The 15,772-nt window shown below is 73.0% G+C and carries 13 protein-coding genes and 5 tRNA genes; 12 read left to right on the top strand and 6 right to left on the bottom strand.

What is annotated here, in order from left to right:
* Positions 1 to 15 precede the first annotated feature (15 nt).
* The 6 genes from ACFRKB_RS13355 to ACFRKB_RS13330 all read left to right on the top strand — a co-directional run bounded on the left by ACFRKB_RS13355 (position 16) and on the right by ACFRKB_RS13330 (position 9,327).
* A complete protein-coding gene (locus ACFRKB_RS13355; protein WP_383105750.1) occupies positions 16 to 876 on the top strand; it encodes a MetQ/NlpA family ABC transporter substrate-binding protein in 861 nt (286 codons plus the stop codon).
* Positions 877 to 1,023: 147 nt separating this feature from the next.
* On the top strand, positions 1,024 to 1,662 hold the full coding sequence (locus ACFRKB_RS13350; RefSeq protein ID WP_383105749.1) for a GNAT family N-acetyltransferase: 639 nt from the start codon (positions 1,024 to 1,026) through the stop codon (positions 1,660 to 1,662).
* A gap of 174 nt (positions 1,663 to 1,836) precedes the next feature.
* Positions 1,837 to 3,057 (top strand): precorrin-6y C5,15-methyltransferase (decarboxylating) subunit CbiE, encoded by a 1,221-nt coding sequence (gene cbiE, locus ACFRKB_RS13345; protein ID WP_383105748.1) that lies wholly within the window; start codon positions 1,837 to 1,839, stop codon positions 3,055 to 3,057.
* A 249-nt stretch (positions 3,058 to 3,306) separates the two neighbouring features.
* A complete protein-coding gene (gene cobT / locus ACFRKB_RS13340) occupies positions 3,307 to 6,609 on the top strand; it encodes a nicotinate-nucleotide--dimethylbenzimidazole phosphoribosyltransferase (protein WP_383105747.1) in 3,303 nt (1,100 codons plus the stop codon).
* Between the two features lie 613 nt (positions 6,610 to 7,222).
* On the top strand, positions 7,223 to 8,461 hold the full coding sequence (gene cobA / locus ACFRKB_RS13335) for a uroporphyrinogen-III C-methyltransferase (protein WP_383105745.1): 1,239 nt from the start codon (positions 7,223 to 7,225) through the stop codon (positions 8,459 to 8,461).
* A gap of 47 nt (positions 8,462 to 8,508) precedes the next feature.
* Positions 8,509 to 9,327 (top strand): TrmH family RNA methyltransferase, encoded by an 819-nt coding sequence (locus tag ACFRKB_RS13330; protein WP_383105744.1) that lies wholly within the window; start codon positions 8,509 to 8,511, stop codon positions 9,325 to 9,327.
* A 21-nt stretch (positions 9,328 to 9,348) separates the two neighbouring features.
* Here the strand turns inward: ACFRKB_RS13330 and ACFRKB_RS13325 are convergent, their stop codons facing one another.
* A complete protein-coding gene (locus ACFRKB_RS13325) occupies positions 9,349 to 10,560 on the bottom strand; it encodes a serine/threonine-protein kinase (protein ID WP_383106034.1) in 1,212 nt (403 codons plus the stop codon).
* Between the two features lie 205 nt (positions 10,561 to 10,765).
* Between ACFRKB_RS13325 and ACFRKB_RS13320 the strand changes: the two genes are divergently transcribed.
* The 4 genes from ACFRKB_RS13320 (at position 10,766) to ACFRKB_RS13305 (ending at position 13,026) form a co-directional block, all read left to right on the top strand.
* Complete coding sequence (locus ACFRKB_RS13320) at positions 10,766 to 11,047, top strand: hypothetical protein (protein ID WP_383106033.1); 282 nt, start codon at positions 10,766 to 10,768, stop codon at positions 11,045 to 11,047.
* Between the two features lie 189 nt (positions 11,048 to 11,236).
* Entirely contained in the window at positions 11,237 to 11,443 is a 207-nt protein-coding gene (locus ACFRKB_RS13315; protein WP_030355447.1) for a hypothetical protein, read from the top strand.
* A gap of 188 nt (positions 11,444 to 11,631) precedes the next feature.
* Entirely contained in the window at positions 11,632 to 12,645 is a 1,014-nt protein-coding gene (locus ACFRKB_RS13310) for a phosphotransferase family protein (protein ID WP_383105743.1), read from the top strand.
* 78 nt (positions 12,646 to 12,723) lie between these two features.
* The gene (locus ACFRKB_RS13305; protein WP_383105741.1) at positions 12,724 to 13,026 is read left to right on the top strand and encodes a TFIIB-type zinc ribbon-containing protein; all 303 of its coding nucleotides are present in this window, start codon (positions 12,724 to 12,726) and stop codon (positions 13,024 to 13,026) included.
* Positions 13,027 to 13,103: 77 nt separating this feature from the next.
* Here the strand turns inward: ACFRKB_RS13305 and ACFRKB_RS13300 are convergent.
* The 5 genes from ACFRKB_RS13300 to ACFRKB_RS13280 form a co-directional block, all read right to left on the bottom strand.
* Positions 13,104 to 13,175: transfer RNA gene (locus ACFRKB_RS13300), tRNA-Val, on the bottom strand.
* A gap of 23 nt (positions 13,176 to 13,198) precedes the next feature.
* A tRNA-Val gene (locus ACFRKB_RS13295) sits at positions 13,199 to 13,270 on the bottom strand.
* Positions 13,271 to 13,290: 20 nt separating this feature from the next.
* Positions 13,291 to 13,362: transfer RNA gene (locus ACFRKB_RS13290), tRNA-Val, on the bottom strand.
* Between the two features lies 1 nt (position 13,363).
* Positions 13,364 to 13,437: transfer RNA gene (locus tag ACFRKB_RS13285), tRNA-Cys, on the bottom strand.
* Positions 13,438 to 13,475: 38 nt separating this feature from the next.
* A tRNA-Gly gene (locus ACFRKB_RS13280) sits at positions 13,476 to 13,548 on the bottom strand.
* Positions 13,549 to 13,869: 321 nt separating this feature from the next.
* On the opposite strand from ACFRKB_RS13280, the gene ACFRKB_RS13275 reads away from it, so the two are divergent.
* Positions 13,870 to 14,925 (top strand): chorismate-binding protein, encoded by a 1,056-nt coding sequence (locus tag ACFRKB_RS13275; RefSeq protein ID WP_383105740.1) that lies wholly within the window; start codon positions 13,870 to 13,872, stop codon positions 14,923 to 14,925.
* The gene (locus tag ACFRKB_RS13270) at positions 14,926 to 15,747 is read left to right on the top strand and encodes an aminotransferase class IV (protein ID WP_383105739.1); all 822 of its coding nucleotides are present in this window, start codon (positions 14,926 to 14,928) and stop codon (positions 15,745 to 15,747) included.
* Positions 15,748 to 15,772: the final 25 nt, after the last annotated feature.

Below are 15,772 nucleotides of genomic sequence, written 5' to 3'. Positions count from 1 at the left end.
AAAGAGGCACTCTTCGTGCGTACCACCGTCAAGTTCAGCGCGGCAGCCGCCGCCACCGCCGCTCTCGCCCTCGGTCTCAGCGCCTGCGGCACCTCCTCCGACCCGGGCTCCTCGTCCGCCGCCGGAGCCTCCGCCGACACCTCCAAGCCGCTCGTCGTCGCCGCGTCCCCGACGCCGCACGCCGACATCCTGAACTTCGTCAAGAAGAACCTGGCGGACAAGGAAGGTCTCAAGCTGGAGGTCAAGGAGTTCACGGACTACGTCCTGCCGAACACCGCCACCCAGAGCGGCGAGGTCGACGCCAACTTCTTCCAGCACAAGCCGTACCTGGACGACTTCAACAAGAAGAAGGGCACCGACATCGTGCCCGTCGTCGATGTCGAGCTGGAGCCCCTCGGCCTCTACTCCAAGAAGGTCAAGGACCTCAGGGAACTCAAGGCCGGCCAGAGCGTCGCCGTCCCCAACGACACCACCAACGAGGGCCGCGCGCTCAAGCTGCTCGCGGACAACGGTGTGATCACGCTCAAGGACGGCGCGGGCACCGACGCCAACCTCGCCGACATCAAGGACGCCAAGGGCCTGAAGTTCAAGGAACTGGAGGCCGCCACGCTGCCCCGTGCCCTGAACGACGTCGACGCCGCCGTCATCAACGGCAACTACGCCATCGAGGCCGACCTCAAGCCCGCCAAGGACGCCCTGGCCCTGGAGAAGGCCGAGGGCAACCCGTACGCCAACTTCCTCGCCGTCAAGCGCGGCAACGAGAAGGACCCGCGGGTGGAGAAGCTCGCGAAGCTCCTGAACTCGCCCGAGGTGAAGAAGTACATCGAGGACACCTACGAGGGCTCGGTCGTACCCGCTTTCGGCGCGGCCAAGTAGTCACCGCAGTAACGTTCTTGTCGGCGAGAGCCCCGTACACGCACGTCGTGTACGGGGCTTCCCCATCCGTACGGACCCGGTCATGCGCATACCCCACCCGATGCTGCATGCTGTGCATTTACGACGGACTGAGGCATGGAGCTGTGCATGACTACCACCTTTCCGGACGTTTCCATCAGCACGGAGCGGTTGGTGCTGCGCCCCTTCGAGCCTGCGGACACCCCGGCGCACATCGAGATGATGAATGACGAGCTGGTCACGGCCTGGACCTCCGTCCCCCATCCGTATACGAGACGAGACGCCGAGGAGTGGATCGGCAGAATCGCCCCCGCCGAACGCCTCGAAGGGCGGGGGATCGCGTTCGCCGTCACCGAGTTCCTCACCCAGCGGCTCGTCGGGGTCGTACGGCTGCGGAACACCAACTGGCACGCACTCGCCACCGAGGCCGCGTATGTGACCGCCCCCTGGGCGCGCGGAGAGGGATACGCCACCGAATCGGTGCTCGCGGTCGCCCAGTGGCTCTTCCGCGACCAGAAGTTCGAACGCATCGAGGTGCGCACCCCCGCCGGCAACACCGCCTCCCAGCAGGTCGCGCAGAAGATCGGCTGTATCAGCGAGGGCGTCCTGCGCAACGCCTGGATAGCGCGCACCCAGACCGAGGACGGCGGCTGGACCGACATCCGCACCGACCTGATCGTCTGGAGCCTGCTGCCCGAGGATCTCGAAGGCGTCGCCGAACAGATGGCGGACGCGTCGGGCTACGCGTCCTTCACCGACTGGAACTGACGGCCACCCCCACCGCCCGGCCGCCTCCCGACCCGGCCAGGTACTCTCACCGTGCGCTCACGACCGTACGGGCAGTGCACCGCGCGGCGGCCGCGATCCATGACCACCGGCAGCGATCACCCACCGCTGCCGCGCTTCCGCCCCACTTGAGACGACTTACGGAGACTGACGACGATGGCCGACCGCGTCACGGTGATCGGCTGGGACGGCTCGCCCCTCACCGCCGCGGCCAAATCCGCGCTCTCCGCCGCCACTCTGGTGGCCGGAGCCGCCCACCATCTGGCGCTCCCCGAGGTGCCGCCAGGCGCCGAGCGCATCCGCCTCGGCTCGATAGACCTCGCGGCCCGCAGGATCGCCGGGCACCGCGGCAGCGCCGTGGTCCTCGCCGACGGCGACCCCGGCTTCTTCGGCGTCGTACGCACCCTGCGCGCCCCGGAGCACGGCCTGGAGGTCGAGGTCGTCCCCGCCGTCTCCGCCGTGGCCAGTGCCTTCGCGCGGGCCGGGATGGCCTGGGACGACGCCCAGGTCGTCGTCGCCCAACGCCGTACGCTCCGCCGCGCCGTCAATGTCTGCCGGGCGCACACCAAGGTCGCCGTCCTCACCTCCCCGGGCGCGGGACCGGCCGAACTCGCGCTCCTCCTCGACGGGATCCACCGCACCTTCGTCATCTGCGAGGAACTGGGCACCGACCGGGAACAGGTCACCGTCCTCACCTCCGACAAGGCCGCCGACCATGTCTGGCGCGATCCGAACGTGGTGATCGTCATCGGCGGGGTCGGCACCGCGGTCTCCCCGGGCAGCGGCTGGATCGCCGGCCGCGACCCCGGATACCCGCCGGCCGAACGCGGCTGGGCGCTGCCCACCGAGGAGTACGGCATCGAGCTGGACGAGGGCGAGTCCACCTGGCTGCGCGCCGCCCAGCTGGCCCGGCTCGGCGCCCGTACCGGCGATCTCGTCTGGGACATCGGCTGCGGCAGCGGAGCACTCGCCGCCGAGGCGGCCCGCTTCGGCGCGGCCGTCATCGCGGTGGACGACGAGCCGGGAGCCTGCGCCAGCACGGCCGCCGCCGCCCGCCGCGCCGGCGTACAGCTCCAGGTCGTCCAGGGGCGGGCGCCCCACGTACTGGAGCGGCTGCCCGAGCCCGATGTCGTACGGATCGGCGGCGGCGGTCTCGATGTGGTCACCGCCTGCGCCGACCGCAGGCCCGAGCGCATCGTCACCCACGCGGCCACCCGGGACGAGGCCGAGGCGGTGGGAACGGCCTTGGCGGCAGGCGGATATGAGGTGGAGTGCGCCCTGCTCCAGTCCGTCGGCCTCGACACCGGCGACTGGTCCGAGCGCGAGCGCTCCGTCGTCTTCCTCGTCTCCGGACAGCGTCCGGAGAGCGGCCCCTGACCCTGCTTCCGCGCCGCGCGGGGTAGGCTGGCCGATCGTTGTACAGCAGCCGGGCGTTCGTCAGTTCGTTCGTCAATGTCCGGAAAAGGGGCCCGTTTTGAGCCCTGATGTGGTACGGCGAGAACCGGGGGTCTTTCGTGCCGCCCGGCGCCCACGCTCGTTGTTCATGACGGGCGCCGGAAGCGCCGCGGATCGGGCGCCCCGGTGGAAGGGCTGAAGGAGCAGAACCAATGGGCGAGGGGTACGCACATGACTGACACCGGCCAGGTCCCGGTCGAGGGACTGCCGGAGAACGCAGGCATGGTGGAACAGCCGGGCATCCCCACTCCCGGCGCGTACACCTACCTCGATCCCTCCGCACCCGTCACCGAGGACGAAGACCTCCTGCTCATGCCGAGCGCCCAGGGCGGCTGGAACGACCCCCAAGTGGTGCCCGGTGAGGCGCCCGTCGCCTATGCCGCGCCCGAGGGGTACGCCACGCCGGACGCGTACGCCACCGCGCCGGAGAGCTATGCCCCGGTGGCACCCCAGGCCTACGCCGCTCCCGAGCAGGCCCTGATCCAGCAGCAGATGCCGCCCATAGAACAGCCGGCACCGGTCCAGGAGCCGGTGGCCCAGGTCCAGGCCGCGACGCCGGACGGGTACGAGCCGGGGCCGGAGTTCACCGCCGAGCCGGCCCGGCAGGCCCCCGTCGCGGAGGCGGAGCCCGAGCAGCCGGCCGCCGCCGTGGCGCCCGAAGCCCCGGTCGCTGCCGAAGAGATGACGGACCTGCCGCAGCCCGGACAGGCCCCGCACCAGCCGGGCGCGCACGAGGCCGGCGGCCGGGACACCGGCTCGGTGGATCTCACCGGCGTACGTATGCCCGCCCCCGTACCGGCCCCCGCGGCAGCCCCCGCGCCCGCCCCGGTCCCGACGCCGGCGCGCCGCCCGTTGCACATGGGCCCGCCGGTGCCCGACCCGACGGGCGGCGTCGTGCGTTCGCTCGCCGACCGAGGGCCCGCGGGCACGCCGACGCAGGCCGTCCGGGTACGCGCCCAGGCCCAGGGACCCGCCACCACGGGCCCGGAGTATCTGGACGTCCCGCGCGAGGAGGCCGCCGTCCTCGCGGGGCCGCAGCTGAGCGAGATCCCGCCGCAGGCGGGGGCGCCGTGGTCGGCCGAGCCGCCGCCCGCCGAGCCCGAGCCGGTGGCCGTGGCGCCGGCGGAAACGGTCGTCCCCGAGCCGGAAGCCCAGGCCGAGCCGGTCCCCGCACCCGCACCCGCACCCGTGGCGGCCGAGCCGGAGCCGGCCGGGCCGGAGCCCGAGGTGGCCGCCGTCGTCGAGCCGGAACCGCGGCCCGAGCCGATCGCCCCCGAACCGCCCGCCGCGGAGCAACTGCCGGAACCTGCTCCGGAGGCGGTCGAGCCGACGGAGGCGCAGGAGGCACCGGCTCCCGCCGAGCAGATCGAGCAGCCGGCGGAAGAGCCCGAACCCGCACCCGCCCCCGAGCCCGAGCCGGTCCAGGAGTCCGCTCCCGAGGCGGCGCCGGAACCGGAGCCGGTCCAGGAGACCGCCCCTGAGCCCGCGCCGGTCCAGGAGACCGCCCCCGAGCCCGCGCCGGAACCCGAGCCCGCGCCCGAACCGGCACCGGAGCCTGCCCCGGAGCCCGAAGCCACGCTGGAACCTGTCGCGGAGGCCACGGCCGCACCGGAGCCCGTCGCCGTACCGGAGGCCGATCCGCAGCCCGAGGCCGAGGCTGAGACCGCGCCCGCGCCGGAACCCGAGCCCGCGCCTGGGATCGCGCCCCAGGCCGAGCCCGCGCCTGTGGCCCAGGAAGGCACCGCGGCCCCGTCCGGCTACGACGATGCCGAACGCGACGCCGTGCTCCGCGTGATGCGCGAGCGCCGGGACATCCGTAACGGCTTCCGCTCCGACCCCATCCCGCATGAGGTCCTGCTGCGCGTCCTGGAAGCCGCGCACACCGCGCCCAGCGTGGGCCACTCCCAGCCCTGGGACTTCGTCGTCATCCGCTCCGCCGAGACCCGGCGGTCCATGCACGAGCTGGCACAGCGTCAGCGTGACGCGTACGCCAAGGCGCTGCCCAAGGGCCGGGCCAAGCAGTTCAAGGAACTGAAGATCGAGGCCATCCTCGACACCCCGGTGAACATCGTCGTCACCGCGGACCCCACACGCGGCGGCCGGCACACCCTCGGCCGGCACACCCAGCCGCAGATGGCCCCGTACTCCTCGGCGCTCGCCGTGGAGAACCTGTGGCTCGCCGCCCGCGCCGAGGGCCTCGGCGTCGGCTGGGTCAGCTTCTTCGACGAGCGCGAGATGGTGCGCGCGCTGGGGCTGCCCGAGCATCTCGAAGTCGTGGCGTACCTCTGCGTCGGATACGTGGACGAGTTCCCCGTCGAGCCCGAGCTGATGCAGGCCGGCTGGTCCAAGCGCCGGCCGCTCTCCTGGGTCGTCCACGAGGAGACGTACGGCCGCCGCGCCCTGCCGGGCGAGGAGCCGCACGACCTGCTCCAGGAGACCATCGCCGCAATCCGCCCGCTGGACGCCAAGGCACTGGGCGAGGCGTGGGAGCGGCAGAAGCGGATGACGAAGCCCGCCGGCGCGCTCGGCATGCTGGAGATCATCTCCGCCCAGCTGAGCGGATTGTCCCGGCTCTGCCCGCCGCCGATCCCGGAACCGGCCGCCGTCGCGATCTTCGCGGGCGACCACGGCGTGCACGCGCAGGGGGTGACCCCATGGCCGCAGGAGGTGACCGGCCAGATGGTCGCCAACTTCCTGGGCGGCGGCGCGGTCTGCAACGCGTTCGCGACCCAGGTGGGCGCGGAGGTCTGCGTCATCGACGTGGGCGTCGCCGCCGACCTCCAGGCGACGCCGGGCCTGCTGCCCCGCAAGGTCCGCGCCGGTACGGCCGACTTCACGACGGGGCCCGCGCTGAGCCGCGAGGACGTTCTCGCGGCGATCGAGGTCGGCATCGAGACGGCCCGCGATCTGGTGGCCGCGGGCAACAAGGCCCTGCTCACCGGAGAGATGGGCATCGCCAACACCACCGTGTCGGCCGCGCTGATCTGCGTCTACACAGGCCAGGACCCGGCGGAGGTCACCGGCCGGGGCACCGGCATCAACGACGAGATGCACGCCCGCAAGGTGGACGTCGTCCGCCGGGGTCTCGAACTCCACCAGCCCGACCCGTCCGACCCGGTCGGCGTCCTCGCGGCGATCGGCGGCCTGGAGCACGCGGCGCTGGTCGGATTCCTGCTGGGCGGCGCGTCGCTGCGTACGCCGGTCATCCTGGACGGCGTGAGCGCCGGCGCGGCGGCGCTGGTCGCCCGGGCGATCGCCCCGGAGGCCCTGGCGGCCTGCATCGCGGGCCACCGCAGCGCGGAGCCGGGCCACGTGGCGGCCCTCAACAAACTCGGCCTGCGCCCCTTGGTCGACCTGGACCTCCGCCTGGGCGAGGGCACGGGGGCGCTGCTGGCGCTTCCGGTGGTACAGAGCGCGGCGCGGGCGATGCATGAGGTGGCGACGTTCGACGCGGCGGGCGTCACGGAGAAGTAGGTTCTCCCGGCGGGGCCGTTGTACCGGTGCGTTTCGGCTGGGGCCGGTTTCCGGGTGCGGGTTGTTGCCGGGTGGCGCTCCGGGGCTCGCGCCCGGGACGGCATGATTTACGGCGCGGCTCTGGCCACAGTTGGAAGGCGGGCGGTCGCGCGCCACAAATCACGCTTTAGTGTCCCGGACACGACCCCTGCGCGCCCCCCTTCGCCGCCCGCACAAGCGGCCTGGGTCGTGCGCAGGGCTTACGAACCGTCCCGCACCCGCCCCCAACCCCGGCCGGGGCGCGCGCTGGTGGGGCCCACCGGGGGGAGGGGGCAGGGGTCGGAGGAGGTGCGTGTCCGGACGTAAAGCGTCGCAGCTCGCGCGAAGCGCGGTGAGGAAAGCAGTCCGGACACGTACCTCCGGAGGCCCCGGCCCCCGGCACCACCCACCGCGCCCCGCACCACAACGCACCCCCGCCGGACGGCGCACCGCACCACGACCCCCCGCCGGACGGCGCACCCGCATCACGATCCCCCGCCGGGAGGCGCCCCGCTCCGCCGTAAGCTGGACGCCCCATCCCACCGCACCCCACCAGCCACTTCACCCCCGCCCCGCCCAAGGAGCCCCCGCCCCCATGCCCGAGCACGCCGAGCACGCCGCGCACCCGCACCCCGCCTACCCCGTCGGACTCCGCCTCGCCGGGCGCCGCGTTGTCGTCCTCGGCGGCGGGCAGGTCGCGCAGCGCCGGCTGCCCGCGCTCATCGCGGCCGGCGCGGACATCGTGCTGGTGTCGCCCTCCGCGAAACCCTCCGTCGAGGCCATGGCGGCGGCCGGCGAGATCCGCTGGGAGCGCCGCCGTTACGAAGAGGGCGACCTCACCGACGCCTGGTACGTCCTCATCGCGTCCAGCGACGAGGACGCCAACCGCACCGCGTCCGCCGAGGCCGAGCGCCTCCGCGTCTGGTGCGTACGCAGCGACGACGCGGACGCCGCCACCGCCTGGACGCCCGCCACCGGCCGTAGTGAGGGCCTCACCGTCGCCGTGCTCTCCGGGCGCGACCCGCGCCGCTCCGCCGCCGTGCGGGACGCCATCGTCGAGGGGCTGCGCGACGGCACGCTCGCCGCCCCGCACCGTCGGACCCGTACCCCCGGCGTCGCCCTCGTCGGCGGCGGCCCCGGCGACCCCGACCTGATCACCGTGCGCGGCCGCAGGCTCCTCGCCGAGGCGGATGTCGTGATCGCCGACCGGCTCGGTCCGCGCGATCTGCTGGACGAACTGCCGCCGCACGTCGAGGTGATCGACGCCGCGAAGATCCCGTACGGCCGCGCCATGGCCCAGGAGGCGATCAACGACGCGCTGATCGAGCACGCGAAGGCGGGCAAGGCCGTGGTGCGGCTGAAGGGAGGCGACCCGTTCGTGTTCGGGCGGGGCATGGAGGAGGCGCACGCGCTCGCCGCAGCCGGTATCCCGTGCACCGTCGTGCCCGGTATCTCCAGCTCCATCAGCGTGCCGGGCGCGGTCGGAATCCCCGTCACACACCGGGGCGTCGCCCATGAGTTCACCGTGGTCAGCGGCCATGTCGCCCCCGACGACGACCGCTCGCTCGTCGACTGGGCGGCGCTCGCCCGGCTCCGTGGCACGCTCGTCCTGCTGATGGCCGTGGACAAGATCGGCGCGATCGCCCAGGCGCTCGTGGAGCACGGCAAGGCCCCCGAGACCCCGGTCGCCCTGGTACAGGAGGGCACCACGGCGACCCAGCGACGCGTGGACGCCACGCTCGCGACGGTCGCGGAGGTCGTACGGACCGAGGAGGTCCGGCCCCCGGCCGTCATCGTCATCGGCGATGTCGTCGCCCTGGGGGACGGCAGCTGATCGCCGCCGTCCCGCACACCCACCACCCGACAAGGCAGTGTCACCCCGTGGCTGAACTCATCACCGTCGACGACCCCGACGACCCGCGTCTGCGCGACTACACCGGTCTGACCGATGTCGAGCTGCGCCGCAGGCGCGAGCCCGCGGAAGGGCTGTTCATCGCCGAGGGCGAGAAGGTCATCCGCCGGGCCGGGCAGGCCGGCTATGCGATGCGGTCGATGCTGCTCTCGGCCAAGTGGGTCGACACCATGCGGGACATCATCGACGAGGTCACGGCCCCGGTGTACGCGGTCAGCCCCGAGCTGGCTGAACGGGTCACCGGCTACCACGTGCACCGCGGCGCCCTCGCCTCCATGGCCCGTAAGCCGCTGCCCACGGTGGACGAGGTGCTGCGTACGGCCCGCCGCGTCGCCGTCATGGAGGCGGTCAACGACCACACCAACATCGGCGCGATCTTCCGCAGCGCCGCTGCCCTCGGTATGGATGCCGTCCTGCTCTCCCCGGACTGCGCGGATCCGCTCTACCGCCGCTCGGTGAAGGTCTCGATGGGCGCGGTGTTCTCCGTGCCGTACGCCCGGCTCGACGGCTGGCCCCGGGCGCTGGACTCCGTACGGGAAGCGGGCTTCCGGCTGCTGGCGCTCACCCCCGACGAGCGGGCGGTCCCGATGGACGAGGCCGCTCCGCACCGGCTGGAGCGGGTCGCGCTGATGCTGGGCGCGGAGGGCGCGGGGCTCTCCGGGCGGGCGCTCGGCGCCGCCGACACCTGGGTCCGTATCCCCATGGCGCACGGCGTGGACTCGCTGAACGTCGGCGCGGCGGCGGCCGTCGCCTTCTACGCGGTCACGACGGGGCGCCCGGAGAGCTGACCGGGCGGTCGCGGGGCACCGTCAGAGCTGCTGGGCCGCCGCGATGCCCAGCGCGACGATCAGGGTCACGACGACGAAGACGATCAGCCGCTGCCGCAGCAGGCGCGGGTTGGCGGGGCGCAGCTTGCCCGACTTCGTGCGGGGACCGGGCTTCGGGCGGCCGCTGCCCGTACGGGAGGCGCCACGGGCCTGCGGGGGACGCGCCGAGCCGTTGCGCGGGGAGGACCCGCCGGTACGGGGAGAGGACCCCGTGCCCCGGGAGGGCCCGGGACGCGACGCCGGGCCGCCCGGTGCACGGCTCGGCGCGCCGTGGTCGGCGGTCCGTTCCGTATAACGCTCGGTCAGCCGGCCGGTCGGCAGCTCCTGTCCGTTCCGGGTCCGCTGTACGGGCGGCCGGCTGTCCGAGAGCCCCTGGGCCTCGCGCGCCGCGATCTCCTTGAGCCGCATCGACAGCTGGAGCGTGCTGGGACGCTCCTCGGGGTCCTTGGCCAGACAGGCCCGCACCAGCGGCGCGAGGGCGTCCGGCATCCCGTGGAGATGCGCCTCCTCATGGACCACCCGGTAGAGCATGACCTCGGAACTGCCGTGCCCGAACGGGGAATCGGCGGTCGCCGCGTAGGCCAGCGTGGCGCCCAGCGAGAACACGTCCGTGGCCGGGGTGACCGCCGCGCCGCGTACCTGCTCCGGGGCGAGGAAGCCGGGCGACCCGACCGCCGTACCGACATGCGTCAGCGTGCTCGCGCCCGTCGCCCAGGCGATGCCGAAGTCGATGATGCGCGGGCCCTTGGGCGAGAGCAGGATGTTCGACGGCTTGAGATCGCGGTGCACGACGCCCGCCTCGTGCACGGCCACCAGCCCCTCGGAGAGCGCGGCCCCCACCGAGGCGACCTCGGCGGCCGAGAGCGGCCCCTCCTCGTTGACCTTGTCGTGCAGCGAGGGGCCCGGCACGTACTGGGTGGCGAACCACGGGCGGTCCGCGTCGAGATCCGCGGCCACCAGCCGTGCCGTACAGCCGCCCCGGATCCGCCGCGCGGCGGAGACCTCGCGGGCGAACCGCGACCGGAACTCCTGATCCTCGGCCAGATCCGGCCGGATCACCTTCAGCGCGACCCGCTGACCCCGTCGGTCGGAGCCCAGATACACGACCCCCATCCCGCCGGCGCCCAGCCGCCGGTGGATCCTGAACGAACCGACGACACGCGGGTCCTCGCGCCGGAGCCGCATCATCGCCATGTCCATCCCCGCTGCCCGGTCGTCCGTGTGACGTGGCACAGCTTACGTACCCGCGCCTCGGCGCGCTCATAGGCCGCGCCCTCGCGCACGGACCGATTGTCAGTGCCGGGTGGGAAACTTGAGTGGTGGTCAGGGGAGTGGCGCAGCCCAGGTCCTCCGGCCCGTGCGTGATCTCAAAGGTCTGACGCAGAAGGGGGATTGGATCGTGAAGGGTGACCGGGTGGAGATAGTCGTGGACGCGGGGGACACGACACGGACCTACGAAGTGGTGGCGAGCCGGGCGGGCCGCAGGGTGGAGACCGCGGTGCGCCGGGGAGTGGTGGAAGTGAGCGAAGTCACCCGCAGTGGAGGGGTGGTCAGAACGGCGCGGTTCATGGCCACGCGGGTCCTCGCGCTGGTCGAGCAGCCGGTGCCCCGGGAGGACTCCTCGGAGCACACCGCCGAGCGGCCCGCGGAGCGTCCCTTCCGGGATGACCCGGGGGCGTAGGCCCCCCTCTCCACCCAGGGGAGTACGTGACGGGCGTCAGGCTCATCCTCCGGGAGGCCCGGCAATCGGTACGCGGGCATGACGACCGGGGTGCGGCGGATCCCTAATGTTGAGGTCAAGCGGCGGGTGCAGCACTCGTCCCCCGAGGTCGGACACTCGCCGCTCTCGGAACAGGACAGGAGAAGGACCATGGCGGACACGGCATCGCGGGCGATGATCCGCACGCAGGGACGCAAGGCGTTCGCCGCGTTCGGCGGGCGCCGGTCCGGTACCCGCCACCCCCTGGTGGCGACCGCCATGGTCCTTCCTCTGGCAGCCCTGCTGGTGGTCGTCTTCGGCGGCTGGGAAGCAGTGGTGACACAAGCGTCGTCCGTGGGCGTGATGCTGGGGCGCTGAGCGGCGCTTCGGATCCGGGAGAGCGGCCCGGGTCGGGGACATCCGGCCAACAACCCCGTGGGGACGGGGGTGCGGCGGACGGCAGCGTTTGGCCGGTCAGCTGGGGAGCTGACCGGCCATCGCGCTGTCCGGGGCCGTCTTTGCCGCCGTACGCTCGGCGCGGAACACCACGCATCCGGGGGGCCTCTGTGACCGCATCCGTCGTACGCGCGCTGGGCCGCGTGGCCCGTGACACCGCCCATCCGGCGGTGCGCGCGGAACATCCGGCGGACTGCCGGGCGTGCGGCCGGGGGAGCACCGTGCTCGCCGACCGGCCGGACGGGACGGTCGTACGGCACGGCGAGGTCGTGGCCAAGGCCCATGCCGACGGTACGGACCCGGCCGGGCACCGTGCCAGGCTCGCCGTCGCCGCGCATCCCCTGCTCGCCGGGGTTCTGCTGCCGCCGCTTCCGGCCGCCGCCGAGGAGGTAAGCGGCCGGCCGGTGACCGCGTGGCCGTACGGCACCCCCGTCGACCCCACCGACCCCGACGCCGCCCCCTGGGAGCAGGCCGGCACGCTCCTGGCCCGGCTGCACGCCCTGCCGCCCGCGGCCCTGTCCGACGCCGTCGGGGCCCCGGCCGGAGCGGGCAGCGGCCCCGGGCTGCCGGACATGCGGGGACCCGCCAAGGCCGCCCGCGCCGTCGCCCGGATGCGTGCCGCCGGACCGCACCCCGCCGCCGTTCCGGTGGAGCGCGCCTGGCGCCGCCTGCCCGCCTGGGCCCGTGGTGAGACGCGCCCGCCGGGACCGTACGCCCTGTGCCACGGCGATCTGCATCTGGGCCAGCTCGTACGCCACCCGGCCCCCGACGGCCCCTGGCTGCTCATCGACATCGACGACCTCGGACTCGGCGACCCGGCCTGGGACTTGGGGCGCCCCGCCGCCTGGTACGCCGCCGGACTGCTGCCCCCGGAGCCCTGGTTGCGCTTCCTCGGCGCCTACCGGTCCGCGCGCGGACCGGCCGTGCCCGCCGCTCCCGACGCGGATCCCTGGCCCCGGCTGGATGTCCCGGCCCGCGCCCTCACCGTGCAGACCGCCGCGCTGGCGCTCGCCAAGTCGACCGCGGAGGGCCGGAATCCGGATGACGTGGAGACGCTGATGATCGACGCCTGCGCCCGTATCGCCGCCCTCGCAACCGAGTTGGCGCCCGGGGCGTCGTCGTAGGGTGGGGCCACAGACGAACCCACGGCCGCCGGGAGCGTGTTACGGCGTGCCGGACGAATGGCGAGGAGCGAGCCGACCATGCAGTGTCCCAAGTGCCACGCGGCGATGCACACATACAACCGCAACGGTGTCCAGATAGAGCAGTGCAGCGGCTGCCGGGGGATCTTCCTCGACTACGGCGAGCTGGAGTCCCTGACCCGCCTGGAGTCGCAGTGGACGCAGCAGGCGCCGCCCGTACAGCAGGCACCGCCCCCGCAGGCGTACCCCGCCGCCCCCGCCCCCGCCTGGGGCGCGCCGCAGCACGGCGGCGGCCATTACGGAGGTCACCACGGCGGACACCACCGCCAGAAGAGCTTCGGACGGATGCTCTTCTCCTCCTGAGTCCTGGCTCGGGCACACGACCGCTGACACACACGACGAAGCCCCCGGCCATGGAGACGGCCGGGGGCTTCGGACGGTGCGCGATACTGGGATTGAACCAGTGACCTCTTCCGTGTCAGGGAAGCGCTCTCCCGCTGAGCTAATCGCGCGGGTGGGACCCGCGTGTACTGCGTGCGCGATACTGGGATTGAACCAGTGACCTCTTCCGTGTCAGGGAAGCGCTCTCCCGCTGAGCTAATCGCGCGGGAATCCGGATGGATCCAGTGGACGATACTGGGATTGAACCAGTGACCTCTTCCGTGTCAGGGAAGCGCTCTCCCGCTGAGCTAATCGTCCTTGGAGGTGGAGACGGGATTTGAACCCGTGTAGACGGCTTTGCAGGCCGTTGCCTCGCCTCTCGGCCACTCCACCAGGAGTACGGGGGGCTCGGGAAGGATCCCCCATATTCGAGCGGACGACCAGGTTCGAACTGGCGACCTCAACCTTGGCAAGGTTGCGCTCTACCAACTGAGCTACGTCCGCGTATCGTTTCCGGGCCCATCCGTACGGCCCGGCGACGTGTTGAACTCTAGCGGATTCCGGGGCCAGCACAAAAACGCGTTTCCGCAGCGTGCTGGCGTGCGTTCGCCGTACGTTCAGCACGGGGCGGCCCAACGGCGGCTGTTCAAGTGCCGCGACCGGCAATGTTCGCCCGTCGAGGAGCGGCGTCCAGTGCGTGTGATCGCAAGGCGGCCGGAAGTCCTTGTAGCGGAGCTACCTGGGCTTTTGGCCAACGCCGCGAGCGCGCGTGCTGGACGCCGCGACGGGGCAAACGTTGCCGGGAGGGGCACTAAACTCGCAAGCGTGCACGACCTCGCTCCTTTGGCCCGCTTCGGCGGCCTTGTCGCCTCCGGTCTGCGGGATGTCACCCATGATCCGGAAGCGCTCGACTCCGCCGGGTTCTGGGCCGTCGCCGCCGACTTCGAGGGCCGTCTCACCTGCGCGCGCTTCGACGACGTACGCGCCGAGCCGGTGCCCGTACCGGTCCCGGGACAGTGGCGCGGGCCCGCGGCCGGTGACTGGACGTCGTCGCTCGACCGCGAGGCGTACACCAAGGGTGTCCGCCGGATCCGCGAGTACATCGCGGCGGGCGATGTGTACCAGGTCAACCTCTGCCGGGTGCTCTCCGCGCCGCTGCCCGATCCCGACGCGGCCGACGTCGACGCCCTGACGGCGCTGCTCGCGCGCGACAACCCCGCCCCGTACGCCGGGACGATCCGGCTGCCGGAGCATGGCGTGGAGATCGCGACCGCCTCGCCCGAGCTGTTTCTGAGCACGGCCGGCCGGACCGTCGAGTCCGGTCCGATCAAGGGCACCGCCCGCACCGAGGACGAGCTGCTGGAGAAGGACCACGCCGAGAACGTGATGATCGTGGACCTCGTCCGCAATGACCTGGGCCGCGTCTGCGCCACCGGATCCGTGACGGTCCCCGCGCTCTGCGCGGTCGAGCCGCACCCCGGCCTCGTCCATCTCGTCTCGACCGTACGGGGCGAGCTCGCGGAGAAGGCCGGCTGGCCGGAGCTGCTGCCCGCCACGTTCCCGCCCGGCTCGGTCAGCGGCGCCCCCAAGTCCAGTGCCCTGCGGATCATCGAGGAGCTGGAGACCGCACCGCGCGGCCCCTACTGCGGCGGCGTCGGCTGGGTCGACGCCGACCGCGGCACGTCCGCGCTGGCCGTCGGGATCCGTACCTTCTGGATCGACCGCGACGCGGCCCCCGGACCCGTCCTGCGCTTCGGCGCCGGGGCGGGCATCACCTGGGGATCCGACCCGGAGGGGGAGTGGGCGGAGACCGAACTGAAGGCCGCCCGGCTGCTCGCGATAGCGTCGGGCGCGTACGAAGCGAGCGGAAGGACCGGGTAGATGAAGATCTGGGTCAACGGCGGACTGCACACGGCCGAAGGCGCCCTTGTGTCCGTGCTCGATCATGGACTGACCGTCGGGGACGGCATCTTCGAGACGGTCAAGACCGTCCACGGCCGGCCCTTCGCCCTCACCCGCCATCTCGACCGGCTGAGCCGCTCGGCCCGCGGACTCGGGCTGCCGGAACCGGATCACGACGAGGTACGCCGCGCCTGCGCGGCCGTTCTCGACGCCAACCCCGTGGACCTCGGTCGGCTGCGGATCACCTACACCGGCGGACTCTCCCCGCTCGGCTCCGACCGGGGCGAGGCGGGGCCGACCCTGGTGGTCGCCGTCGGCGGGACGCAGCGCCGCCCCGACACCACCGCCGCCATCACCGTTCCCTGGGCGCGCAACGAGCGCGGCGCGGTCACCGGCCTCAAGACCACCTCGTACGCGGAGAATGTCGTCGCCCTCGCGCGGGCACGCGAGCACGGCGCGAGCGAGGCCCTCTTCGCCAATACGGTCGGCGCGCTCTGCGAGGGCACGGGCTCCAATGTCTTCGTCGTCCTCGACGGCGAGTTGCACACCCCGCCGCTCGCGTCCGGCTGCCTCGCCGGCATCACCCGGGCCCTCACGGTCGAGTGGTGCGGTGCCCATGAGACGGATCTGCCGATGGACGTGCTGGAGCGCGCGGACGAGATCTTCCTGACCTCCACGCTGCGCGACGTACAGGCCGTCCACCGTCTCGACGACCGTCAACTGCCCGCCGCCCCGGGGCCGGTGACCACCAAGGCGATGCGTGTCTTCGAGGAGCGGGCCGGGGCCGACCTGGATCCCTGAGGCCCGGGTGGGCGGCGAAGCCGGT

This window comes from Streptomyces scopuliridis (assembly GCF_042790125.1).
GTDB lineage: Bacteria > Actinomycetota > Actinomycetes > Streptomycetales > Streptomycetaceae > Streptomyces > Streptomyces scopuliridis_A.
The sequence above is the reverse complement of the archived record's forward strand: the minus strand, read 5'-3'. Positions and strand labels throughout refer to the sequence as shown.